The 24079-nt window shown below is 59.9% G+C and carries 20 protein-coding genes; 18 read left to right on the top strand and 2 right to left on the bottom strand.

Annotated elements, in window-relative coordinates; translation table 11 throughout:
* Positions 1-49 precede the first annotated feature (49 nt).
* From FFT87_RS11600 to FFT87_RS11590, 3 genes are all read left to right on the top strand, one after another.
* A complete protein-coding gene (locus FFT87_RS11600; protein WP_219948869.1) occupies positions 50-2818 on the top strand; it encodes an FHA domain-containing protein in 2769 nt (922 codons plus the stop codon).
* 94 nt (positions 2819-2912) lie between these two features.
* Positions 2913-5957 carry an FtsK/SpoIIIE domain-containing protein gene (locus FFT87_RS11595; protein WP_219948868.1) on the top strand — a complete coding sequence of 1015 codons (3045 nt, stop codon included), beginning with the start codon at positions 2913-2915 and terminating at the stop codon, positions 5955-5957.
* 299 nt (positions 5958-6256) lie between these two features.
* On the top strand, positions 6257-7462 hold the full coding sequence (locus tag FFT87_RS11590; protein WP_219948867.1) for a PotD/PotF family extracellular solute-binding protein: 1206 nt from the start codon (positions 6257-6259) through the stop codon (positions 7460-7462).
* A 17-nt stretch (positions 7463-7479) separates the two neighbouring features.
* Here the strand turns inward: FFT87_RS11590 and FFT87_RS11585 are convergent, their stop codons facing one another.
* Complete coding sequence (locus tag FFT87_RS11585) at positions 7480-8463, bottom strand: asparaginase (protein WP_255559907.1); 984 nt, start codon at positions 8461-8463, stop codon at positions 7480-7482.
* A 182-nt stretch (positions 8464-8645) separates the two neighbouring features.
* Between FFT87_RS11585 and FFT87_RS11580 the strand changes: the two genes are divergently transcribed.
* The 4 genes from FFT87_RS11580 to FFT87_RS11565 all read left to right on the top strand — a co-directional run bounded on the left by FFT87_RS11580 (position 8646) and on the right by FFT87_RS11565 (position 12797).
* Positions 8646-9116 carry an OsmC family protein gene (locus FFT87_RS11580; protein WP_219948866.1) on the top strand — a complete coding sequence of 157 codons (471 nt, stop codon included), beginning with the start codon at positions 8646-8648 and terminating at the stop codon, positions 9114-9116.
* Positions 9117-9264: 148 nt separating this feature from the next.
* Positions 9265-10245 (top strand): FKBP-type peptidyl-prolyl cis-trans isomerase, encoded by a 981-nt coding sequence (locus FFT87_RS11575; protein WP_219948865.1) that lies wholly within the window; start codon positions 9265-9267, stop codon positions 10243-10245.
* Positions 10246-10296: 51 nt separating this feature from the next.
* Positions 10297-11379: a 1-deoxy-D-xylulose-5-phosphate reductoisomerase gene (gene dxr / locus FFT87_RS11570; protein WP_219948864.1), complete on the top strand. Its 1083-nt coding sequence runs from the start codon at positions 10297-10299 to the stop codon at positions 11377-11379.
* A gap of 89 nt (positions 11380-11468) precedes the next feature.
* Complete coding sequence (locus FFT87_RS11565) at positions 11469-12797, top strand: RIP metalloprotease (protein ID WP_219948863.1); 1329 nt, start codon at positions 11469-11471, stop codon at positions 12795-12797.
* A gap of 14 nt (positions 12798-12811) precedes the next feature.
* On the opposite strand, the gene FFT87_RS11560 is transcribed toward FFT87_RS11565, so the two are convergent.
* A complete protein-coding gene (locus tag FFT87_RS11560; protein ID WP_010205111.1) occupies positions 12812-14008 on the bottom strand; it encodes an acetyl-CoA C-acetyltransferase in 1197 nt (398 codons plus the stop codon).
* A 126-nt stretch (positions 14009-14134) separates the two neighbouring features.
* On the opposite strand from FFT87_RS11560, the gene FFT87_RS11555 reads away from it, so the two are divergent.
* Genes FFT87_RS11555 through FFT87_RS11505 form a run of 11 tightly spaced genes read left to right on the top strand, consistent with a single transcriptional unit; the run spans position 14135 to position 24042 of the window.
* A complete protein-coding gene (locus FFT87_RS11555) occupies positions 14135-15325 on the top strand; it encodes a substrate-binding domain-containing protein (RefSeq protein WP_219948862.1) in 1191 nt (396 codons plus the stop codon).
* 14 nt (positions 15326-15339) lie between these two features.
* The gene (locus FFT87_RS11550) at positions 15340-16095 is read left to right on the top strand and encodes an ABC transporter ATP-binding protein (RefSeq protein ID WP_219948861.1); all 756 of its coding nucleotides are present in this window, start codon (positions 15340-15342) and stop codon (positions 16093-16095) included.
* Entirely contained in the window at positions 16092-16817 is a 726-nt protein-coding gene (locus FFT87_RS11545; protein ID WP_219948860.1) for an ABC transporter ATP-binding protein, read from the top strand. Before FFT87_RS11550 ends, FFT87_RS11545 begins: the two co-directional genes overlap by 4 nt.
* Entirely contained in the window at positions 16814-17689 is an 876-nt protein-coding gene (locus FFT87_RS11540; protein WP_219948859.1) for a branched-chain amino acid ABC transporter permease, read from the top strand. Before FFT87_RS11545 ends, FFT87_RS11540 begins: the two co-directional genes overlap by 4 nt.
* Positions 17686-18765: a branched-chain amino acid ABC transporter permease gene (locus FFT87_RS11535; RefSeq protein WP_219948858.1), complete on the top strand. Its 1080-nt coding sequence runs from the start codon at positions 17686-17688 to the stop codon at positions 18763-18765. The genes FFT87_RS11540 and FFT87_RS11535 overlap by 4 nt, the downstream gene beginning before the upstream one ends.
* The gene (locus FFT87_RS11530) at positions 18762-20324 is read left to right on the top strand and encodes a class I adenylate-forming enzyme family protein (RefSeq protein WP_219948857.1); all 1563 of its coding nucleotides are present in this window, start codon (positions 18762-18764) and stop codon (positions 20322-20324) included. The genes FFT87_RS11535 and FFT87_RS11530 overlap by 4 nt, the downstream gene beginning before the upstream one ends.
* Complete coding sequence (locus FFT87_RS11525; RefSeq protein ID WP_219948856.1) at positions 20321-20977, top strand: TetR/AcrR family transcriptional regulator; 657 nt, start codon at positions 20321-20323, stop codon at positions 20975-20977. Before FFT87_RS11530 ends, FFT87_RS11525 begins: the two co-directional genes overlap by 4 nt.
* Positions 20974-21720 carry a 3-hydroxybutyrate dehydrogenase gene (locus FFT87_RS11520; protein ID WP_219948855.1) on the top strand — a complete coding sequence of 249 codons (747 nt, stop codon included), beginning with the start codon at positions 20974-20976 and terminating at the stop codon, positions 21718-21720. Before FFT87_RS11525 ends, FFT87_RS11520 begins: the two co-directional genes overlap by 4 nt.
* On the top strand, positions 21717-22625 hold the full coding sequence (locus FFT87_RS11515; protein WP_219948854.1) for an alpha/beta hydrolase: 909 nt from the start codon (positions 21717-21719) through the stop codon (positions 22623-22625). Before FFT87_RS11520 ends, FFT87_RS11515 begins: the two co-directional genes overlap by 4 nt.
* Complete coding sequence (locus FFT87_RS11510) at positions 22622-23398, top strand: CoA transferase subunit A (protein WP_219948853.1); 777 nt, start codon at positions 22622-22624, stop codon at positions 23396-23398. Before FFT87_RS11515 ends, FFT87_RS11510 begins: the two co-directional genes overlap by 4 nt.
* Complete coding sequence (locus tag FFT87_RS11505) at positions 23398-24042, top strand: CoA transferase subunit B (RefSeq protein ID WP_219948852.1); 645 nt, start codon at positions 23398-23400, stop codon at positions 24040-24042. The genes FFT87_RS11510 and FFT87_RS11505 overlap by 1 nt, the downstream gene beginning before the upstream one ends.
* The last annotated feature ends 37 nt before the right edge of the window (positions 24043-24079 follow it).

Here is a 24079-nt window from a genome sequence, read left to right as displayed (position 1 = left end):
GCAATTACCTGCGGACGCTGTTTACTGTGCCGAATGCGGCCGGCCAGCGATGTCTCGTCGCGCCCGCCGAAGTGCCGATGCCGAGGCGAAGAAACCTCGGTCGAAACGTGCTGAGAAGAAGGCAAAAGCTGCGGAATCGTTGAGCATCCGGCGTCGTCGCGAGAGCGATGCTGCGAAGGCATCCGCAGTGGCAGACGTCGCAAACGTACCGGACGTACCGACCGCTGATAGCGTTCGGGAAGATGCTCCCGACCCTCGAACACCGGCCCCTGTCGTCGCCGCTGTCTCCGCGTCTCGTCGCGCTGACAGTCCTCGTCGTGCTGGGCCAGCGCCAGCGCCATCGGCTGAAGAGCAGACCGCGCCACTGCCTCATAATGAAGGAGGCCCTTTCGATGAGGTGCTTCCATTCGACGAGGATGGGCCCTACGACGAAGTTTCTAGCGTCGCCGCGTTGAACCTTAACGCAACAATTGTGCACCGGCCTGCGCAGGCTGAAGCCGATATGTCGCTAGATGAAGGCTGGCGCGACCTTCCGGCACCGAATCCGCGGGAGATAGCGTTGCCAACGCACACCGTAGATTCGGCTGCCGAGGAGGAGACCGGCCCGGATTCGGAAACACCTGCTGAACGGGAATCGGAAATACAAGCCGATAGCGGAGACCACACACCGCTCGCCATCGGTGAGGGACTCATCATCGACTCAGAGCCCGTCACGGTCACAGAGCTCATCACGATTACAGAGCCCATCACGGGAGACCCGGTTGATCTAGATGGAGTCGGTTCTCCTGAACCGACCGATAGTTCTCAGGATGCGGTGGCAGACCGATCTGACGAGGAAAAAGCTGACCAAGCCCCCATTGCTGAAGGCCACCATGACGCGATTTCTGACGAATTGGGTAATGACGAAGCTGCTGCGAGCACGGAAAACCAAGACAGCGGTATCCCTGACAGCGGTATCCCTGACAGCGGTATCCCTGACAGCGGTATCCCTGACAGCGGTATCCCTGACAGGGGCATCGATGCGCAAGACAGCGATATCCCTGACAGCAATGCTCCTGACCGCGAAGATAGCTTGGGCGACGATGGCGTCAGCGACAACCGTGTGAGCGATGACGACCGCAGCGACGAGAGCGACGACGGCAATACCGCAGGCTCCGCTAGCGGCGACGAAGGCGATCCCGTGGCCGCTCACCGCGATGATCTGGCTGACAAAGACGAGCGTGGGGGAGATGCGGAGGCTGCTGTCGACGACGCTGTTGACGCTGCTGTCGTTGTGGAGGACTCCCGTGTGGAAGAACCCGTGGGTAGCCTCGTGCCGCCCGCAACCGAAGCGGAACCTGAGCCTGACTTAGATGCGGCGCCGGAATCAGAACCACAGCCACAGCCCGATCGTACGTCCGAGCCGCAGCCCGAACCAGTCGCGGAGCCCGCGCCCGAGTCAGATCCCATGGCTGAAGCTAGCTCAGAGCTCGCGACTGAGACTGAGACTGAGACTGAGACTGAGCCTGAGCCTGAGCCTGAGCCTGAGCCGTTAGTCGAGCCATCGCCATTGCTGCGCTCGTCGTTTGAGCCGGATATGACCAAATTCGGTCGGCCGGAAACCGTCGCTGAGGTTCAGGAACGCTCTCAGGTCAAGCCGATTCGCCCGCTCGGAGAAGAACCAATTTTCACGACAGCCGACCGACTGCGAGCATCGGCATTTGCGCCACTGGCTTCTGAGCGAGTCGACGATCAGCCTGCGCCGCAGGAAGACGATGACGCAGCACAGCGTGATGTGGCGTCCCTCAGCGGAACTGCACCACGGGTCTCAGAGGCGTTTAGCAAGCCATCATCCGATTCAGCGGGTGAGGTGTCGAGCGCGCCTGCTGCTGAAGACGAGGCTGCTGTCGCTGACGATGCACGGCGCACGTCTCAGCTCGCCTCAACGTCATCTACAGCTGCGGCTGTCTGCGCAGAGTGCGGCGAGCCGCTGTCAGAGTCCGATATTTTCTGCGGCTCGTGTGGTTTTGTGAAACACGGAGTAGGGCCATCGTCGCTCATCGCAAGCGCGCCTGCCCCTAATCCGTTCCGAGGTTCTGTAGGCGAAGAGCTCGCGCTCGAACCCGATGAAGTTCACGAGCCCGAACCGGTCGAGTCTATTAGCGGCAACGGCGCGGGTACCACTTCGCCCTCCGCGGCCGCTGAGGCCCCGGAGATCTCTGATTTGTTGCCGGACAACGGCGAAGATCGAGGCAGTGCCGCGGGTGACGTCCGTGAACCTGGAACGCTAACAGACGCGCCAGTCGACGAGCAGATCTCGGCAGCGAAGGTCGCGCACGCATCCACACCTGATGCGGCGTCGATGCCAGCGCAGGGGCTTTCCGTTCTCGCGCCGCCGCCAATGTCTCAGCATCGCGTTGAACTGCCCATCGCGCCACCAACGCCGCTCTCGTCGATCCCTGCTGAAATCGAAGATATCGAAGATACTCGGATTGTCGAACGAAATATGTCGGGAACTCGCTTTGTCTTGCAGTTCAGTACTGGCGACAGCGTAATCGTGACGGGGACGGGCCTTGTCGGACGAAATCCGATCCCCGAGCCTTCCGAAACATTCGACATCGTGGTGCCGATTACAGATCCAAGCAAGTCCGTGTCTAAGACGCACATTGAGTTCGGCCAGATGGCTGGCGCGTTCTGGATTAGCGATCGTTATTCGGGCAACGGAAGTGTCGTGCGCGAGCCAGGTGGGGAACCACGGCGCTGCGAGCCCGGCAAGCGCTACCGCGTAATGCGAGGATCGCGGGTAGAAATTGGCGAGCAGTTCTTCATCGTTAGCTAAGCGGAGGCTCCTTCACAGCGGCGGGCCGTTGTGCTCTCTCCACGACTAAACACCTGACGGGTTGTGGGAGATTGCCTGCTGTTTGAGTAGTCAAGTGAACGCTTCCCATACGAATGACCCACGCGTAGTTTTGCCGTCTGCGCCCCAGGCCGCTGCGCCTTTTCGTTTCCCGGTAGTAGCGGCGATTGTGCCGATCGTCGCTTCGTTGGCGATTTGGTTCATCACAGGGTCGATGTTTGCGCTAGTTTTTGCGGCGCTCGGCCCGCTGGCCGCGACGGGGAGCTACGTGGATTCGCGCATCACGGCGCGCAAGAACTCGCGAACCGAGTCACGACGATTCGCCTTCGAGCTTTCGACAACACAATCCGCAATCGCGGCGCATCACCGCCGAGAGACCGCTGATCTTGCTGAGCGCACGCCGCCAGCTATTTTCTTGGTGCGAGACGTGCACACAGATTCATCCCGATGGATGCGGGAGCCAAACGATGTAGTGCCGGTGCACCTTGGCTATGGCCATGTTCGCAGCGATCTAGCCATCGACGGCGGGGGTACTCAGGAGCGTCTTGACCCATCAATAGCGGAAAGTTATCAACAGCTGATCGAGAGTGCCTCTCACTTGCAGCGCGCTCCGATCGCGGTAAACGGCCGGCTGGGAATTGCCATCTTTGGTGTCGAAATCGTCGCGCTTTCGCTGGCGAGGGCGCTGTCGATACAAATCTCGCGCACGCTGTCTCCCGCCACGACCTGGGCGCGGTTTCGAGGCGCGTTCAGCCGAGAAGAATGGGCTTCCCATTTGCCACATCGTGTCCTTCGCTCAGATGGAGGCGCGGATGCCGATTACGGCGATCATGAGTTTGCCAGTGCGCATTGGGGCAAGTTGGGCGACGATAAACCGAGTGTTTCGATCAGCGTCGTTTTCAGTGAACAACAAGTCCCAAGCGGGCATCGCATCGTTATTTCTGCTGCAGGCGACTCAACCACGGTGGTGAGCCACCCAGACAAGCATCAACGTCGTGATTTTGAGCCCTCATTCCTCGGCCGTGAGCAAGCGCTTGCCTGGGCGCTCGCCGCGCATGACATCGCGTCGCGAGACGGCCTAGCGACACACGACGCCGCGGTACCGGATTCTGTTCGGTTCAGCGAACTGCTGGCAGAGTTGGGAAACGATTCCGTACCATCAGAGCGGAGTTCCCGTTCGCTTCAGAGCCGACCAGCAGTCGGGGCCGGAGGGCGAACTCTTGTCGACCTTGTGGCAAACGGACCGCATGCGATCGTCGGCGGAACCACAGGAAGTGGCAAGAGCGAACTACTCATCTCCTGGGTTCTCGCCATGGCGGCTGAATCGTCACCAGGCGACGTGAACTTTCTTCTGGTGGATTTCAAAGGTGGTTCAGCATTCACTCACCTCGCCGAACTCCCGCACACTGTGGGCATCATCACGGACCTTGATGAAAGTGTCGCAAGTCGGGCCTTTGCGAGTCTTCGCGCAGAACTCCAATTCCGAGAACGCACACTCGCTCAAGCAGGAGCGCGTGATGTCTCTGAACTAGACACGCTTCCCCGTTTAGTGATCGTTGTTGACGAATTTGCGGCGATGATGGCGGATTACCCCCAGCTTCATGCGCTTTTCAGCGACGTTGCTGCCCGGGGCCGCTCCCTCGGAGTTCACCTTGTTTTGTGCACTCAGCGGCCGTCAGGCGTAGTCCGTGATTCTCTGCTCGCGAACGCAGATCTGAGAATATCGTTGCGAGTCAACAACGCGGCCGATAGTTCGGCGGTGATCGGCAGCGACCGGGCTGCCGAGTTGCCCGCACAGGCAAGGGGACGCGCGTGGGTCGCCCATGGATCGTCCTCCGCAGAGCTGGTGCAGTTTGCTCTGGCTACTCGCCACGACATCGTTGCGGTTGCCAGTCGGTGGCCGGCCACGTACCGCCCTCGTCGACCGTGGTGCGAACCTCTCGCCGCGTCCATCCCACTAGGCGCCCTAGTTGAGTTCAGCACAATCCGGTCGGGAGAATCTGCAGCGCACTTCGCGCATTCGGGCGCTCCCGGCACAGTGAGGAGTCGAGGTGTTCAGCATGGCGGTGCCGTGTCTTTCGGGCTCACAGACCTACCCGAAGAGCAGAGGCAGACTGTTGCGGAGTGGTCTGCCGTTCGCGATGGCAACATATTCATCATTGGTGCACCAGGGAGTGGAAAGAGTGTGGCGATCGCAACTATCGCTGAAGCGAGCATGTCAGCAAGTTCAACAGACAGGTCAGATCAGGAATTGGCCATAGGAGCCGCTGATGGGCGAGGTGAAGACGAAGCGGCGGTTCGTGTTCTCGCCGGAGGACGCGAACCCGCCGGGTTCTGGGATGTTCTTGCGGAGCTTCATGGACAGCTAGACCGTGACGAAGCACCAGGACAACGACGGGCGAGCATCCTGCTCACTATCGATGATCTGGATGCGGTCATTGCACGATTCGACGACGACTACCGGATTGCCGTGCTCGACCGATTAGCACGGGTGCTGCGGGAAGGCCCAGCGCGCGGAATTGCTGTCGTCGCAAGCGCACAGCGAATCACTCCCGCACTTCAGTCGCTCGTGCAACTCATGCCAAATGTTATGAGACTTCGGCTGAATAGCAGGCAAGACTTCGTGCTCTCCGGAGGAATGTCTGCCGACTACAACCCCGATTTGCCACCCGGTGGTGCACTGTGGAAAGGGGCTCGCGTGCAAATTGCGCTCGGCGAGGCGTTCCCACCAGTTCCCATGCCTGCTCGTGTCGTGACTCTACGCTCCACCGAAAACCTCGTGATCGCGAGCAGCCGACCACGGATAACTGCGGCAGCGATAGCGGCTGCCGGGTGGCAAGTACGTGAGCTCGATGGTGCGCCAGGTTCAGAGCGAGAACTCCTCATCGCGGACACAGAGAAACCAATCGCGCTTATCGGGTCAATTGACGAGTGGCAGTCGCGGTGGGGTTCGCTTGCGCTGCTGCGAACCCACAACACCGTTGTACTCGACGGTTGCAACCTCAGTGATTTCCGACAGCTTGCCCGCACACGAGAATTGCCTCCGCCACTCGCCTCCGGTTCTGGACACTATTGGCGAATCACCGAAGACGGCGCAGACAGAGTGCGCTTGTCGATCTGACAGCGCCTGGCAGCGCTAGCCTGAAGGAGAACGTCGATTCCGGGTGTTCCTAGCTCGTGGAGTCATGCTTGGGCGATGACGACGCAGTACTAAAGATTGCGTCTTCGTCAGGAATAGCAGTACTCATGATCTCGGGCACGCCAGCACGGTACCCGAATTGGGCACATTTATTGGGCGAATTTCTGCCCAAAACGTGGAATTATTGCCTCGCGCCCACAAAGCCCCTCCCAACTGGGGCTAGAACTAGCCAAACTGCGCTCACTACCATCGGGGTAATTGGTGGGTGCGAAGGAGAAACAGTGACGAGACCACTTCCGCAGGATCCAGCGATCCAGCAGCTAGTGCTGCAGGCGAAGCAATCTCATATCAGCCGCAGGGGGCTAATTCAGGGGGCTGGACTTGGCGCAACGGCGCTGGCGCTCGCAGCGTGTGCGAGCCCAGACGGATCAGCTGCCGAGGACCTTTCCGATAGCGACAACTCGCTCGTGTGGGCAAGCTGGCCCTCCTACATCGACGAAGACCTCAGTGGACATTCGGCGACCTTGAAGGCGTTCAAGAAGCAATCAGACATTGACGTCGAGTATCGTGCGATCGTCGAAGACAATGTTGGTTTCTACCTTTCGATGAAAGACCAGCTTGCACTGGGGAAGCCCACAGGGGCCGATGTTATTTGCGTCAGCGACTGGATGGCTGCCCGGCTCATTAAGTTTGGCTACGCCCAAAAGCTAGACTCAGCGAACATCCCCAACAAGAAGAACCTCACGAAGACACTCGCTCATCCAGAATTCGACCCGGAGCGCGACTACTCATTGCCCTGGCAAAGTGGGTTCATCGGCCTCGCGTGGAATGCCGAGGAGTACAGCGAAGGAATCGTCTCGGTAGAGCAATTGTGGAACGATGACCTCAAAGGCAAAGTCGTTGTCCTGGCAGAGATGCGGCACACCATGGGCATGCTTTTGTTGGCTCAGGGCGTAGACATCTCTCAGGAAACTTGGGGGACCGCCGAGTTCATGCAGGCAAGTGCACTGCTTGAAGAGCGCCTCAAATCGAAGCACATCATGGGCGTCATGGGCAGCGACTACATCGAGAAGTTCAAGTCGGGTGACGCGCTGGCCGGATTCGCGCGCTCCGGAGACATCGCGGTGCTCAATGCGCAAGCGGGTCGCGAAAAATTCAAGTTCTTGCTTCCGGGATCTCGAGGAACATTCTTCACTGATTCCTTGGTCGTTCCTGCGGGCGCTCAGCACAAAGCCAATGTGGAAAAGCTGATGAATTTCTACTACGACCCCGAAATTGCCTCGAACGTTGTGGACTGGATTCGTTGTGTGAGCCCGGTCGATGGAACGTTCGAATATGCAACGGAACACAACCCAGAACTGGCCGCTAACCCGCACACCTTCCCAGACGCGGAAGTCATGTCGCGCACGAGCAATTTCAGAACGCTCAACACCGCCGACGACCAAGCATTCAATGCGGAGTTCCGCCGGATAACGGGCAAAGGGTAGCCCGCCAGCCATACGGTCTAGGCGAGTTGAAAGCGCAACTCGCCAACGGGGAGGCCACGGCCGAGAACCTCTTCGGTCGTCGACGAAAGCACTGTGGCGGCTGCAGCGGGGTCCATAGCGCCTGCGTCAACGAGTAACGAGAGTCCGACCGGCAAGAGCGGACGGATGGAACCATCCAGAATCTTTAGCGTGACGGTGGTTCCGTCAGGAGCTGCCGCGATCAACACGCCTTCGGCGCCTCGTTTGGCAACTATGCCCAACGTATTCATCGCTTCGGTGACCTGGGGCATGTCGAGTCCCCAGGAGTGCGCCCTGATCGCGGCAATAAGGGCGTGAGCGTGCGGATCACTCGTGACGCTCGCGGTTGCGATGCGCTGGATTGCTGTGGCCAAAGCCACGAGGCTCATCGCGAAGACGGGGGCACCGCAGCCGTCAATTCCCTCATGGGCCAATTCTGTGCCAGTGAATTCGATAACGGTCTCGCGAATTCGAGCCTGCAGCGGATGGTCATGCTCAAGGTAACTCTCCAGCGGCCAGTTATTGACGACGCAGGCAGCTAAGAAGCTCGCGTGTTTTCCGGAGCAGTTCATGGCGAGTCGCGAGGGAGCGTCTGCTGCGCGTTGAGCTTGTGAATCCGCTGGCCAGTCCGTCGGGCATAACAAGTTCGATTCGCTCAGGCCATACGCGGCGAGAGTCGACGCAACGACATCTTGGTGGCGCTGGCTGCCCGTATGGCTGGCGCTGGCCAGCACCAGTTGCTCCTCCGAGAGGGTCACTCCCGAACGCAGCACCGTGATCGCTTGCATTGGTTTGAGTGTCGAACGCGGGTAGATAAGCGCGTCGGGATCGCCGAGTCGCCGCAACTGCGTGCCGTCGGGGGCAATGACCACTGCCGCACCCAGATGGCGGGATTCGACCATCCCTGATCGTTCCAATACCACCAACTGAACAGTGTCGTCGACGTCAAGGGTGTTGGGGAGGTGCGGAGAAGCTGAATTCACATCCCTACGTTAGCGGCATCCGCGAGCGTTTCGCGTGCGTCCGGGAGGCGTTTGCGCATGCGAATTTGCTGCACAGACTCGGCCAGTCACAAGCCGAAAGGCTACGGTGGAATCGCAAGACGTGCTGCGGCTAGGTGCCGTAACGGTTGGCGTCGGCCCAGATGTTGGTGAGGGAGATTGCTATGAACATCGATCACAATTTTGAAGTGCGGCTGCAATGGTCGGGAAATCTTGGCGAGGGCACCCGGGAGTATCGGGGCTATTCGCGGCATAACGAGATCACCGCTGTCGGCAAGCACAGTATTGATGGGTCAAGTGCACGGGTTTTTCACGGCTCTGCCGACCGCTGGAATCCGGAAGAGTTGCTCATCGCGGCGCTCAGTCAGTGCCACATGTTGAGCTACCTACACGTCGCCGTCAAGCGCGGAATAGTGGTCACGGCATACCACGATGAAGTTTCGGGCACGATGAAGCAGACCGATAACGGTGGTGGGCATTTCACCTCGGTGACTTTGCGGCCCGTTGTGACGATCTCTGCAGGGAGCGTAGACGACGCGATGGATGCGCACACTGAGGCAAACAAAAAGTGTTTCATTGCGTCATCAGTGAACTTTCCGGTGCTGCACCAACCCCGCATCATCGTCGAGGGCTAGCAACGGGCTAATGAGAGGCGAGCGACGGGTTAATGACGGGCGATCGGGCCGCATGCTCTGATCGTGAACCGCTCGGCGATTCCACACGCTACGCACAGCAAGAGTGCGGGAGTATTGGTGCTTCTTGTTGTTGCTGTGAAAGGTTCTTGTGCGTAAAGCGATTCCGTTCTTCCTGTCCCTCGGTGTGGTTGCCTCTCTGGCGGCATGCACCCCCGCCGACTCGACGATGGCTGACAATTCAGGTGATTGCTCGGTCACAGCATCTGGTGCAGCGTCGGAAGCGATCGACGTGAGCGGCGACTTTGGCGCGAAGCCAGAGGTAACAATCGATTTCCCTACTGAGGTCACTACGACAGAACGCTCGCTCGTGATTGAGGGTGACGGCGACGTTGTTGCGGAAGCGGGTGCTGTCGCCAATGTGAATTTCGCCATGTACAGCGGAGCAACGGGAGAGGAAGTCACCCCGAGCGTCTATGACCCCGAAAACATTGCTCCGATCGTTGTGGATGAGGCTCAAACCATTCCTGGCATTGTCAAGCTGATTCAGTGCGCAACAGCGGGCACTCGTGTTGTCGGCGTTTTGCCCCTCGCCGAGTCGTTCACCGAGGAAGCACGTACACAGTTCGGTTTGACCGCCGATGAAGACGTTGTCTTTGTTATCGACGTCGTGTCTGTCGATCCTCCTGCTGACCCAGCGCTTCCCCGCGCTGATGGCGAAGACCAGCCCGCAGTTGATGGTCTTCCCACTGTGGAACTAGCGGAAGACGGCACTCCGACTATCACGATTCCGTCGACAGATCCACCCTCCACGCTCGAGATCGCTGTGCTCAAGCAGGGTGATGGCGCAACAATTGAAGAAAATTCCGAAGTTGTTGTTCACTACGTGGGAATGAACTGGACGACAGGTGAAGTCTTCGACGAGAGCTGGAGCACTGGAGCTCCGAGACAGTTCAACACTGGCGGCGTTGTCACAGGTTTTAAGGCAGCACTCGAAGGCCAACAGGTTGGCTCGCAGATCCTCGCGGTTCTGCCGCCAAGTGAAGGCTACGGCGAGGCCGGTAGCGAGGGTGCGAACATCAGCGGCACTGACACCATCGTGTTCGTTGTTGACATTCTGGGTGTCGGCTAGCTCAGGCGTCGTCGACGCCGTCGGTTGGTGCAGTCTCGCTAAGGTAGCGGAATGCGCAAGATAATTTTACTGGGTTCCACTGGCTCGATCGGTACGCAAACCCTCGATGTTGTTGAGGCAAATCGTGACCGTTTCGAGGTAGTGGGGCTCGCGGCTGGGTCAAATAGACAGCTCGTTGAAGAACAGGCGGAGCGCTTCGGTGTGAAGCACATCGCCTTCGGTGCTGAGCAAGCAGCGCAGTTGGTGCGGGATGTTTCTGCCGACGTTGTTGTCAACGGCATCACAGGGTCGGTAGGGCTCGGTCCTACGCTCGCAGCCCTTGATTCAGGAGCAGTGTTGGCTTTAGCCAACAAGGAAAGCCTGATCGTTGGCGGCGATTTAGTGATGTCGCGAGCTAGGCCAGGGCAGATCGTGCCGGTTGATTCTGAGCACTCGGCGATCGCGCAAGCGTTGCGCTCTGGCGAACATTCCGAAGTGCGTCGACTCGTGTTGACGGCATCCGGCGGCCCGTTTCGCGGTCGCACTCGGGACTCGCTTCGTAATGTGACTCCCCAAGAGGCTTTGGCGCATCCGACCTGGGATATGGGGCTGGTGGTCACTACCAACTCGTCAACCTTGGTCAATAAGGGCCTTGAGGTGATTGAGGCGCATTTGCTGTTCGATATTCCCTATGACCAGATTGCTGTCACGGTGCATCCGCAATCTATCGTCCATTCAATGGTCGAATTTGTCGATGGGTCGACGATCGCGCAGGCAAGTCCGCCCGATATGCGTCTTCCTATCTCGCTCGGTCTTGACTGGCCACACCGAGTGGCTGGCGTCGGCGCTCCGCTGGATTGGACCACCGTCAGCACCTGGAATTTCGAGCCGCTCGATAGTGAGGTTTTTCCTGCCGTCGACATGGCCAAAGCCGTGGGTGCCGCTGGTGTGACGTTCCCGGCCGTATTCAATGCGGCAAACGAGCAAGCGGTGCATGCGTTCCACGCTGGTGCGATTGGCTACCTTGATATTTTGGATGTCGTCGACCAGGTGGTGCAGAGCCACGAAGCGACTGAATTGACCCTTGAGGCGCTGATCGAGGCCGAAGCTTGGGCTCGCCGTGAAGCAGATTTGGTCGTAGTAGCGCGTCGTTGAGCGTCAGAACTACCCCAATCTGGGGTGGTTATTCGCCTTCCACAGCGCTGGCACAGGTCGGCGTCGGTGCGCGTGGCTATTCTTAGCGAGTGGAAAACGTGCTCTTGTATATTCTCGGCATCCTGGTTGTTGTCGTCGGGCTTGCTGTCTCAATAGGCCTGCACGAGATAGGCCATCTATTGCCGGCGAAGCTCTTTGGTGTGCGCGTAAGCCAGTACATGATCGGATTTGGACCGACGATTTTCTCGCGTAAGCGCGGCGAGACGGAGTATGGGTTCAAGGCGATCCCCTTGGGCGGCTACATTGCGATGGCGGGAATGTACCCTCCGAGCAAAGTGAATGCGGGAAGCCGCAGCTCCACGACAGGCATATTCCAGACTTTGGTTCAGGATGCCCGCACCGCAAGTGCAGACACGTTGGTTGATGTCGACGAGTCGCGGGCTTTCTATAATTTGCCGGTCTTCAAGCGCGTCATCATCATGCTCGGTGGTCCGGTGATGAACCTTCTTATTGCCATCGTGATGTTCGCGGTTCTCCTGATGGGTTTCGGGTCTGCTCAGACCACGACGACGATTAGTAGTGTCTCGGAGTGTGTCCTGCCAGCAACGGCCGATCGTCAAACCTGCGAGAGCACTGATCCTGAAGCGCCAGGCTTTGCCGCGGGGATGCTTCCTGGCGATCGATTGGTGTCGATGGATGGCGAGCCTGTAGAGACCTGGGCTGAAGCGACCGAGTACATTCGCGCGGCTGCGGGCGCAGAATTAACCGTCGTCGTAGAGCGAGATGGTGCCGAAGTTACGCTGCTGACCGAGCCCTTGCTCACCGAACGCTATGTTTTCGACGATCGCGGCCAAATTGCCGAGGATGCTGCTGGCGAACCTCTGACTGAAGAGTACGGTTTCTTGGGAATTGGCTCGGCAGTGGAGAATGTTCGACAGCCGGTGACTGCGGTTCTGCCTGCTGTTGGTGACAACGTTGTTGCGGTTGGCAATGTGATTCTGCATCTTCCCCAGCGCATGGTCGATGTTGCCACTGCGGCGTTCGGTCCTGGTGAGCGTGATCCCAACGGCCCCATCGGCGTGGTTGGCGTTGGCCGTATTGCTGGCGAGATTGCGAGCTTAGATTCTGCACCGGTTGCTGATCGAGTCGCTACCTTGATCGGGCTTATCGGGTCGCTCAACGTTGCGCTTTTCGTCTTTAACCTCGTGCCGCTCATGCCTCTCGACGGAGGTCATGTTCTCGGCGCGCTGTATGAAGGCGTTCGGCGTTTCTTTGCGAAGCTATTCGGTAAGCCCGATCCAGGCCCGGTGGATACCGCCAAGGTAATCCCGTTGACGCTTGTTGTCGTGGTTCTTCTCGGCGCGATGACGTTGCTTTTGGTCTACGCCGACATCGTCAAACCGATCTCGTTCTTCTAACCACAGCCGATTCGCTAGCGCGTCAGGAGAAGCGCGTCGCCCTGCCCGCCGCCACCGCACAGGGCTACGGCAGCGCGGCCTGAGCCGCGGCGTGCGAGCTCGTGGGCGGCGTGCACGACTAGTCGCGCTCCGGATGCCCCAACGGGGTGCCCGATTGCGATCGCTCCACCGTGAATGTTCACGATGTCGTGGCTGAGCCCAAGTTCCGCCGTTGAGCGGAGGCTTACGGCCGCGAAGGCTTCGTTGATCTCGGCAAAGTCGAGGTCGCTTGCGCTCCACCCAGCGTTCTCCAGTGCTGCCGCAATAGCGCGAGCGGGTTGCGAGTGCAACGAGTTATCAGGGCCGGCGACGTGGCCGGAGCGGTCGAGAACGGCGAGCCAGGTGAGACCGTGTTCTTCTGCCCAAGCGCGGCTGGCCAGGATAACGGCCGAGGCGCCGTCGCTCAGCGGCGACGAGTTTCCGGCAGTGATGGTTCCGGCAGGATCGAATGCGGGACGAAGGCCAGCGAGGGTCTCGACGGTGGTGTTGGCGCGCACGCCCTCATCCGTATCGAGCACCAAATCATCCCCCTTGCGCTGGGGGATGGTGACGGGAGCGATTTCGTCGACGAAAACGCCGGCCTCAATGGCGGCAGCTGCACGCTGGTGCGACGCAGCGGCGATTTCGTCTTGCTCGGTGCGACCGATGTTCAGGCGACCATTGTGACGTTCGGTGCTTGCGCCCATTGATTCGGCGTCAAACGCGTCAGTGAGCGCATCGTGAGCGGCAGAGTCGAGCGCAGAGACAGTGCCGTAAGCCCATCCCATGCGTGACCCTGGCAGCACGTGCGGTGCGTTGGTCATGGATTCTTGACCACCGGCAGCAACAACATTGGCTTCGCCGAGTCGGATGAGGCGCGCAGCATCCACAATTGCGGCAAGTCCTGACAGGCAGACTTTGTTCACGGTGACGGTGGGAGTTTTCCACGCGAGGCCGGCAGCGATGGACGTTTGCCTGGCAGGGTTCTGACCGGCGCCCGCCTGAATTACTTGACCGAAGATGACCTGGTCGATGTCGTCGACGTTCACACCTGAACGCTCGACGGCGGCGCGGAGTGCGACTGCGCCGAGCTCAACGGCCGTGAGGGAACCGAGTTGTCCGCGCAGTTTCCCTTGTGGGGTGCGTGTTGCGGAAAGGATTACTACATCGTTGGGTGCAGGGGTGTTGGCCACTGTGCAAACTCCTTTGTTGGTGCGCCGTGTTGACAGCGAGGTTGAGCAACCATAGGCTACATGAAACCTGAACCGGGTCTCAGGTTCAGATCACAATCCTCCTAAGGCAGCAGGAAAGGTCCCATCATGCGGGTCAATAAAAAGTACCTCGCTCCGGCGTTAATTGCGACGGTTGCACTCACACTGGCAGGCTGTGCCCCCAGCGTTGATAGCGGATCCGGGGGAGATGAACTCGCCCCCGTTGATATCTCAATCATTACTTCTCAGACCGGCCCGCTCGCGGCGTACGGTGAGGCCTACCTCGCGGGCTTCGACGCCGGTCTCGACTACGCCACGGACGGCACAGGCGCCGTCGATGGCCGCGAGCTCAACATTGAGATCACGGATGATGCGGGAGACGCCGATAAGGCGGTTACCGCAGCGAAAGACGTGATCGGTCAAGGTCAGAAGATCATCATCGGTACCGTCTCCTCCGGAATCGCCCTAGCGATTGCCGAACAGGCCGAACAGAACAAGATTCTGTACATCTCCGGCCCCGCAGCGGCAGACGGCATCACCGGAGTGAACGACTACACCTTCCGTTCTGGTCGCCAGAGCTACCAAGACGTCGCGACTGCCGGAACTTTCATTGGCGATCCTGCCGGTAAGTCTGTTCTCGTCTTCGGTCAGGACACGGCATTCGGCCAGGGCAACGTTGCCGCTGCAACCGCCGTTCTTGGTGGGCAGGGCGCAGAAGTAACGAGCTTGCTCGTTCCGGAAGATGCAACAGAGTTCACCCCATTCGCTCAGCAGATCGTTGACACGCAACCAGACCTCGTGTTCGTTGCGTGGGCTGGAGCAACCTCCGGCGCAATGTGGCAGGCACTCAGCCAACAGGGCGTATTCGACAGCGTTCCCGTAGCTACCGGTCTTGGCGACGTCTCGACCTACGGTGCTTATGGCCCCGCGAGTGACAAGATCAGCTTCCTCAACCACTACTTCGGTGGTGCGACAGACAACGACGCCAACACGGCGATGGTGAGCTACCTCGAAGCAGAAGGCAAGCAGGCTGACCTGTTCTCTCCTGACGGTTTCGTTGCGGCTCAGATGGTTGTTCAGGCAGTACGTGAAGGTGGCGACGATGTTGATGCCATGATTGCGGCGCTCGAAGGCTGGACCTTCGATTCGGTCAAGGGCGAGATCACGGTTCGCGCCGAAGACCACGCCATGATCCAGCCGATGTTCCAGGTCTCGCTTGTCGCTGATGGCGACTCGTGGATTCCTGAGCTGATCGAGGCCGTCGATGCTGACGCCGTCACTCCGCCCATCGCAGAGTAAGCAACTCACTAACGATGTCGAACCAGCCCGTGCTCACGGTCGAGCACCTTGCACTCACGATCGGGGGTGCCGTCATCATCGATGACGTGTCACTCTCGATCGGCCAGGGTGAGATGCTCGGCGTGATCGGCCCGAATGGGGCCGGAAAAACCACGCTTTTCAATCTCATCTCTGGGGTGATGACTCCTACCACCGGAGCCGTCACTTTGGAGGGGCGTGATGTCACGAATCAGACCATTGATGCGCGGGCCCGGGCTGGGCTCGGCAGAACTTTTCAAACTTCCAGTCTCTTCCCGGCCCTGAGCGCGCGAGAGAATGTTCGGCTCGCTGCGCAAGTGAAATTGGGCGGCGCAACATCAGTACTGCGCTTTCCGCGGTCGAACGACAAAGCAACAACAATCGCTCGAGCCCGACTCGACGAGGTGGGTCTCAGCCATCACAGCGAGACGGTGGCCGGGGTTCTTTCCCACGGTGACAAACGCAAACTAGAAATCGCGATGCTTCTGGCCACTGACCCCAGCGTCATCCTTCTCGACGAGCCGATGGCCGGCGTCGCCTCTGGCGATGTTGCCGGGCTCACCGAAGTGATTCGCCAGGTTCATCAGTCGGGGCGCACGGTTCTCATGGTCGAACATCATATGGATGTCGTCCTCGGCCTGGTAGACCGCGTTGCGGTTATGCACCATGGCCAGTTACTCGCCTGCGACACCCCTGACGCTGTTATGGCAGACGAAGCGGTGCAGAAGGCTTATTTGGGAGCTCCACTATGACTGAGTCGACCGGTGTTACGCCGACGGTGACGGATTCGATCCTGACGGTTTCTGATCTCAACGCCAGCATTGACGGCCAGCAGGTTGTTGAATCGGTGAGCTTCGAGATGCTTCCCGTAGGGGTGACGGCTCTCTTGGGCCGCAATGGCGTCGGAAAGACGAGCACGCTGCGGGCGATCCTGGGGCTCATCGAACGCTCGGGTGAGGTGACGATTGCGGGGGAGCGCGTTGACCGCGAACCTACGCACCGCATTGTGCAGCGCGGTGTCGGTTATGTCCCTGAAGACCGTGAGGTGTTCGCCTCGCTGACGGTCGCAGAAAATCTGCGCCTGGCGGAGCGCAACTCTTCACCGAACCGTCAGCTTATCGAAGAACTTTTTCCTGATCTCACTGAGCGTTCCGGCCAGTTGGCTGGCACTCTCTCGGGAGGCCAGCAGCAGATGGTGTCGCTGGCTCGCGCTCTCGTCAACGAGAACCGGGTGTTGCTCGTTGACGAGCCGACCAAGGGCCTCGCGCCGCTCATCGTGATGGATGTCGCGCGAGCACTCGAGCGCGCCGCCGCAACTGTGCCGGTGCTGTTGGTGGAACAGAACTTGCAGGTTGTGCGGATGCTCGCCCAGAAGGTGATTGTGCTCGAGGGTGGTCGCGTTGTTTATGACGGTGGTGCCGAAGAACTCTTGGGCAATGAAGCTCTGACGAAAGAATTGCTGGGGGTCGCATGAGCACCATAGTTTTGTTGCTGATCACGGGGCTGGGGCTTGGTGCTCTCTACTTCTTGGTCGCATCCGGTCTGTCGCTGATTTATGGCCTCATGGGCGTGCTGAACTTTGCCCATGGTTCCTTTCTGACTCTCGGCGCTTTTGCCGGTTGGGAGTTGGCGAGGCGGATGGGCGGCGAAAGCTGGGGCACTCTGATTGCGTCTTTACTTCTCGGTATGGTCGTCGGTGCGCTTGCAGCCGCTGCCACGGAGTTTTTCCTCATCCGGCGCCTCTATAACCGGCATATCGAGCAAGTGCTGGTGACTGTCGGTTTGGCGCTCGCAACGGTGGCTCTGTTCGATGGCATCTGGGGCACCGACGCAATCTATGTCACCGCACCGCCGTGGTTGTCTCAGACCACCGAAATTTTGGGAGCTCGCGTTCCTAATGACCGCTTCCTGCTAATTGGTGCCGCAGCGCTTGTGCTCATCGGCATCGTCGCCTTCTTGCGGTACACGCGCTTCGGGCTCGTCATTCGGGCGGGGGTGGAGAACCGTTCGATGGTTACCGCCCTCGGTATCGATGTGCGCAAAGCCTTTACCGTCGTGTTCGCCATTGGTGGCGCTGCCGCTGGGCTGGGTGGCGTGCTTGCGTCTCACTACTTCGGTTACGTCTCGCCACAACTCGGGGGCTCCCTGCTGATCTTCGCGTTCATCGTTACGGTGATCGGTGGCCTGGGCTCTCTCGCCGGTGCGGCGATCGCATCGGTAGCCGTTGCGATCCTTCAGCAGTTCGCGAACTACTTCTGGGGCGGAACGGGTGACCTCATGGTCGTGCTGTTGCTCGCCGTGGTGCTCTTGGTTCGTCCGACCGGAATTATGGGGAAGAAAGCATGAAGTCGCTCACGAACCTCAGCCAGCGCACGTGGTGGATTGTTGGCGGCGTCTTGGTGGCGTTTGCTGCCGTTCTCCCGCTGCTGAATATCTCGATCCCTGGCGTATTGCCCGGCGCTACGTACACTCCAGGCACTTTGCAGTTGCTGGCACTCGCCTTGCTCTTCGCGTCGTTGGCGTTGAGCTATCACCTGCTGTTTGGTACCGCCGGGATGCTGTCGTTCGGTCACGCGTTGTACTTCGCGCTCGGTGCTTACGGACTGGGCATTGTGTTGCAGCAGACCGAGCTCACGCTGATCCCGGCATTGGGGCTCACTCTCGCAGTGGTCATCGCCGCAGCTTATTTGCTCGGTTCCTTGAGTCTGAGGGTCACGGGAATCTCGTTCGCGATGGTGACGCTGGCGTTCGCTCAGGCTGGCAACGTGCTGGTGCGTCGCAATCCGGCTCTGACCGGCGGTGAGGAGGGGCTGCGTCTCGATACTGAGCACATTCCCGACTTCTTTATTGGCGTGATCAATACGCGCAATCTTTATTGGCTCGCGCTCGGACTGTTGGTTGTTGTGTTCGTGGTCGTAGCCTGGTTCGAGAACTCGCGTGCGGGTCATGCGGTTACGGCTACTCGAGAGAACGAGTTGCGCGTGCGCGTGCTTGGGCTGCGTCCCTTTGGCGTGAAGCTGATGGCGTTCGTAATTGCCTCAGTGCTGGCATCGCTGGTGGGAATGGTGCATTTGCTGTTGCAGAGCGGAACAACGCCGCGTGCTACATCCGCAGACTTCACCCTCACGATTTTGGTGATCGTGGTGCTCGGTGGTGTCGGATCTCGCTGGGGGGCGATCATCGGCGGGATCATCTACACGTTGCTGGATCAGCGGCTGACGGCGCTCGCGGGATCCGATGCGATTGCCGATCTTCCCGCAATTTTGCGGATTCCTCTCTCAGAACCGCTCTTTATCTTGGGCACGCTGTTTATCCTTGTGGTGTTGTTCCTTCCCGGAGGAATCGCTGGTGCAGCGCGGCGCCTAGGAACAGGCACCAACGCCACACCACTCGCGCGCAAGCAGCTTGAGGAGGCGGAATGATCCAGTCTGATGGACTGCACACGCTAGGGCGCTGGACAGCTGACCGCGCGATTGCCACTCCAGATCGTGTGGCCGTCGATGACCGTGGTGTCGTGCTGACCTACCGTCAGCTGGATGATCGAGCTACTGCACTTGCCCACGCGTTTCTTGCTGGCGGCTACGGTGTTGGCGATCGCATTGCCACGATTACGGGAAACAGCTCCGATCATGTTGTGGTGTTCTTTGCCTGTGCCAAGGCGGGACTTGTGCTCGTTCCGCTGTCGTGGCGGTTGTCTCCCCGGGAGATCGCGCAGCAGCTCGAGCAAGCCGATCCCGCTGTACTGATTGTCGAGGACGAATTTTCGACCCTCGCGACGCTGTCTACTGACCGGCTGGTCGCTCCCATCGCTCGAGGAATATTGGGCACCCATGGCATCGAACGCGACATGGTGGCTCCGCTGCGGAGTGCGGCAGAATTGCCGCTGCACCGTGAAGTGCGTGATGATGACGCACTGCTGATCATCTTCACCTCGGGCACCCTCGATCAGGCCAAGGGTGCCATCCTGAGCCACGCGAATTGCTTCTGGACCAACCTGTCCCTCTCCCGTACCGCCGAGATCACGAGCGCCGACACGGTGCTCGCCGTCATGCCGCAGTATCACGTCGGTGGTTGGAATATTCAGCCACTGCTGGCGTGGTGGATGGGCGCCACGGTCGTGCTCGAGCGCACCTTCGACCCGGCTCGAGTGCTGCAGCTCATCGCCGATCGTCGCATCACCACGATGATGGGCGTGCCAGCCAACTACTTGATTCTGTCGCAGCATCCGCGATTCGCGTCCAGCGATCTCTCGAGCCTTGCCCACGCGATTGTGGGAGGAGCGCCCATGCCTGAACCGCTGCTGCGGGTGTGGCACAGCCGCGGAGTTGCCCTCACTCAGGGCTACGGACTCACCGAAGCTGCGCCAAATGTGCTCTGTCTTCCCGATGAGGAAGCGCGCGTGCGTATTGGCTCGGCAGGTAAGCCCTACCCGCACGTGGACGTCGACATTGCCGACCCCGTGACCGGTGAGCGCATCGACGGAGCAGGCCAAGGTGAGTTGCTCGTGCACGGCCCCGGAGTCTTTAGCGGCTATTTTCGCGCCCCGGAAGCAACAGCACTCGCACTTCGAGACGGCTGGCTCGCGACCGGCGACCTTGTGAGCCGTGACGCCGAAGGCTACTACCGCGTGCTCGACCGCATCAAAGACATCTTTATCACTGGGGGAGAGTCGGTAGCTCCCGCCGAAATTGAGGGCGTGTTGTTCGGGCATCCGGCTGTCGCCGATGTCGCTGTCGTCGGCGTTCCGGATGCCACGTGGGGCGAAGTGGCTATCGCGTGGGTGGTGGTGCGCTCGGGCGCTGCCACCGACGAAACCGACGTACTCAACTTTGCGCGCACCAGCCTCGCCAAGTTCAAAGTGCCGAAGCGTGTCATTTTTGTCGAACACATCCCACGATCATCCAGCGACAAAGTACGTCGCCGGGTGCTGTTGGAGCAGTGGACAGAACAGTCAGCACAACCAGGACGGATCAGTTCATGAGCACACCACTTACCGCTCGCGGCACCCGCACCAAGACGAAGTTGATTGAGGCAGCCGAAACAGTCTTTGCCCGCTACGGCTACACCGACGCCTCCGTTGTGCGCATCACAGAAGAAGCCGGCGTAGGCCAGGGCACGTTCTATCTCTACTTCTCCAGCAAGCTCGAGATCTTCGAAGAACTCGTGGAGGATCTGAACCGGCGGGTGCGTCGTGCCATGAGCGAAGCCTCTGGCGCAGCATCCACTCGCATCGAGTCAGAGCGTGCCGGCTTTCGCGCGTTCTTTGAATTCACCGCCGAGCATCCGGCTCTCTACCGCGTTGTGCGGGAGGCCGAATTCGTCTCGCCCAAATCATTACGTCTGCACTATTCGCGCATCGTCGATGGCTACATCGAAGGGCTCAAAGAAGCCCAGTTGCTCGGCGAAATCGGTGACATTGACCCGACCGTCGCAGCGTGGGCTCTCATGGGTATTGGCGAAATGATCGGGATGCGCTGGGTTCTGTGGGGCGATTCGGCCGACGCTGGCCACGATGCCGATCCGACCGCGAGCGGCACCTCCCGGGTTCCCGACGAAGTTCTCGATCAGATGATTACGTTTATCCGCCGTGCTCTGGCTGTGCCAGAGCCGCGCAACGAAGGAGTCGAGAAATGACCGATCTCACGGGCCGCAGAGCTCTTGTCACCGGGGGAGCGAGCGGGATTGGTGCCGCATGCACCGAGGCTCTGGCCTCCGCCGGCGCCCACGTCATTGTGGCTGACCTCAACGGTGATGCGGCGAAAGCTCAAGCCGACCGCATTGGCGGTGAAGCGTGGCAGATTGATCTCACCGACACTGCGGCGCTCGCCGATCTCTCACTTGATATCGACATCCTCGTGAACAACGCCGGCATCCAACACGTGAGCCCCATCGAGAGCTTCGATCCGGTGATGTTCAGTCGCATCCTTGCCCTCATGGTCGAGGCGCCGTTCTTGCTCGTGCGGGCCGCTCTTCCGAAGATGTACGAGCGCGAGTTCGGGCGCATCATCAACATCAGTTCGGTGCACGGCCTGCGCGCCTCTCCGTATAAGTCGGCGTATGTCACCGCGAAGCACGGGCTCGAGGGCTTCTCTAAGGTGACGGCGCTGGAGGGCGGCGCCCATGGTGTCACGAGCAATTGCGTGAACCCTGGCTACGTGCGCACGCCGCTGGTCGAAAAGCAGATCGCTGATCAGGCGAAGGTGCACGGCATCCCAGAGTCTGAGGTCGTGGAGAAGGTCATGTTGACCGAGAGCGCGATCAAACGTCTCCTCGAGCCGAGTGAGGTTGCGGATCTCGTGCTGTGGCTCGCCGGCGACACCGCGGGCATGGTCACCGGTGCCTCACACTCAATGGATGGCGGCTGGAGCGCACGATGACCACGCAACAGAGCACCATCACGTGCCAGGTCGACGGCGGCGAGCTCACAGCTGCCGTCTGGCAACCCGAGTCGGAACCACGCGGCACTATCCTGCTGATCCACGGCATTTCGGCGTCGCACATGTCGTGGCCTCTCGTCGCCAAAGCCTTTCCCGAGTATCGCGTCATCGCTCCCGACCTGCGGGGCCGTGGCGCCAGTCGTGATCTTCCCGCTCCATTCGGGATGCCGCAGCACGCGAACGACATGAACGCGCTGTTGGCCGCAACCGGCACTGATTCCGCGCTCGTCGTCGGGCATTCGATGGGTGCTTTCGTCGCGACGACCTTGGCGGCGCAGTTCCCGGAGCGTGTCTCAAGCGTGCTCTTGATTGACGGCGGTTTGCCGATTCCGGCGCCCGCAGGAGTCTCAATGGAGGATTTGCCGCAGGTGATCTTGGGGCCGGCTGTTGATCGGCTCTCGATGACGTTTGCAAATCGCGAAAGCTACCAAGACTTCTGGCGAGTGCACCCGGCATTTGCCGATGATTTCACGGAAGCCACTCGCGATTACGTCGACTACGACCTCGTGGGCACTGCCCCCGAGCTGCACCCTGCTAGTAACTTGGCGGCGGTCAGTTTCGATGCCCTGCAGTTGAGCGGCGACACCGGGTATCTCGCAGGTCTTCAGGGCCTCACGATGCCGGCGCACTTCATCCGGGCACCGCGGGGTCTTCTCAATCAGGTTCCCGCGCTGTATTCTCCCCAAGAGTGTGACCGATGGCGGTCTGAACTTCCCCACGTGACGTTCTCTGAGGCTGCCGACGTGAATCACTACACAATTACTTTGACGCAGCGTGGCGCAGATGGTGTTGCGGGCGTCATGACTGAACTATTGGCGAATCAACCGCGGGAGGTCCGAGCGTGAGTATCGATAAGACAGTGGGGTCGGCGGCAGAAGCAATTGCCGATATTCCCCGAGGGGCATCTCTGGCCGTTGGCGGCTTTGGCCTGTGCGGTAATCCGATGGTGCTCATCCAAGCGCTGCTCGAGCTGGGGCCAGACGACCTCAGTATCGTCAGCAATAACTGTGGAGTGGATGATTGGGGGCTCGGCGTTCTGCTGGCCGCCCGCCGCATCCGCAAGATGACGTCGTCGTACGTAGGCGAGAACAAAGAGTTTGAGCGCCAGTTCCTCACGGGCGAGCTTGAAGTTGAGTTGACCCCGCAGGGCACTCTTGCCGAGAAGCTACGTGCTGGCGGTTCGGGCATTGCCGCGTTCTTCACTCAGACGGGGGTGGGCACTCAGGTTGCCGAAGGTGGTTTACCGCGCCGCTATGACGGTTCGGGTGGCGTGGCGATTGCCTCACCACAAAAAGAGGTGCGTTCGTTCGATGTGAACGGCACCGCCAAAGATTTCGTGCTTGAAGAATCAATCACTACCGACTTCTCGCTCGTTCACGCTCTCAAAGGTGACCGTCACGGCAACCTCGTCTTTGCGAAGTCAGCCCGCAACTTCTCACCGCTCGCTGCAATGGCTGGCCGTATCTGCATCGCTCAGGTCGAAGAGCTGGTGGAGCCGGGCGAGATTGAGTCGGATGCCGTTCACCTGCCCGGCGTGTATGTCACGCGAATCCTTGAAGTTGGCTCCGATGTCGAGAAACGGATCGAACGTCGCACAGTGCAGAAGGTGGTTGCGTAATGGCTTTGACTCGTGAAGAAATGGCGGCGCGTGCCGCTCTCGAACTGGCTGATGGTTCCTATGTGAATCTCGGTATCGGGCTCCCGACCCTCGTGCCGAACTATGTTCCCGCTGGGCGCACGGTGGTGTTGCAGTCGGAGAACGGTATTCTGGGCGTTGGTCCGTACCCGACAGAAGAGAACGTCGACCCCGACCTGATCAATGCCGGAAAAGAGACCGTCACCACGCTTCCCGGCACGGCCTTCTTTGACTCCGCCATGAGTTTCGGCATGATCCGCGGTGGCAAGATCGACGCGGCCATCCTCGGCGCCATGCAAGTTTCGGTTGCCGGTGACCTCGCCAACTGGATGATCCCCGGCAAGATGATCAAGGGCCCAGGCGGCGCCATGGACCTCGTGCACGGCGCAGCTCGCGTCATCGTGCTGATGGAGCATGTCGCTAAAGATGGCAGCCCCAAGATTGTGAACGAATGCTCCTTGCCGCTCACCGGTCGCGGTGTCGTTCACCGCATCATCACCGACCTCGCGGTAATCGACGTAACTGATCGTGGCCTCGTGCTTCGGGAACTCGCTCCCGGCGTTGACGAAGCAACTGTTTGCGCCGCCACCGAACCCGAGCTCATCGTCGAGCTCACAGCGCCGTAACCAACAAACACCCCGAACACCCGCAGTCTCACCAGCA

This window comes from Salinibacterium sp. M195, from assembly GCF_019443965.1.
Lineage (GTDB): Bacteria > Actinomycetota > Actinomycetes > Actinomycetales > Microbacteriaceae > Rhodoglobus.
This window is presented reverse-complemented; position numbering and strand designations above follow the sequence as displayed.

Coding starts and splice junctions, on each gene's coding strand:
- FFT87_RS11600 (WP_219948869.1), top strand. CDS start 50: ATGTCTCGTCGCGCCCGCCGAAGTGCCGATGCCGAGGCGAAGAAACCT.
- FFT87_RS11580 (WP_219948866.1), top strand. CDS start 8,646: ATGAACATCGATCACAATTTTGAAGTGCGGCTGCAATGGTCGGGAAAT.
- dxr (WP_219948864.1), top strand. CDS start 10,297: ATGCGCAAGATAATTTTACTGGGTTCCACTGGCTCGATCGGTACGCAA.
- FFT87_RS11555 (WP_219948862.1), top strand. CDS start 14,135: ATGCGGGTCAATAAAAAGTACCTCGCTCCGGCGTTAATTGCGACGGTT.
- FFT87_RS11550 (WP_219948861.1), top strand. CDS start 15,340: ATGTCGAACCAGCCCGTGCTCACGGTCGAGCACCTTGCACTCACGATC.
- FFT87_RS11545 (WP_219948860.1), top strand. CDS start 16,092: ATGACTGAGTCGACCGGTGTTACGCCGACGGTGACGGATTCGATCCTG.
- FFT87_RS11540 (WP_219948859.1), top strand. CDS start 16,814: ATGAGCACCATAGTTTTGTTGCTGATCACGGGGCTGGGGCTTGGTGCT.
- FFT87_RS11535 (WP_219948858.1), top strand. CDS start 17,686: ATGAAGTCGCTCACGAACCTCAGCCAGCGCACGTGGTGGATTGTTGGC.
- FFT87_RS11530 (WP_219948857.1), top strand. CDS start 18,762: ATGATCCAGTCTGATGGACTGCACACGCTAGGGCGCTGGACAGCTGAC.
- FFT87_RS11525 (WP_219948856.1), top strand. CDS start 20,321: ATGAGCACACCACTTACCGCTCGCGGCACCCGCACCAAGACGAAGTTG.
- FFT87_RS11520 (WP_219948855.1), top strand. CDS start 20,974: ATGACCGATCTCACGGGCCGCAGAGCTCTTGTCACCGGGGGAGCGAGC.
- FFT87_RS11515 (WP_219948854.1), top strand. CDS start 21,717: ATGACCACGCAACAGAGCACCATCACGTGCCAGGTCGACGGCGGCGAG.
- FFT87_RS11505 (WP_219948852.1), top strand. CDS start 23,398: ATGGCTTTGACTCGTGAAGAAATGGCGGCGCGTGCCGCTCTCGAACTG.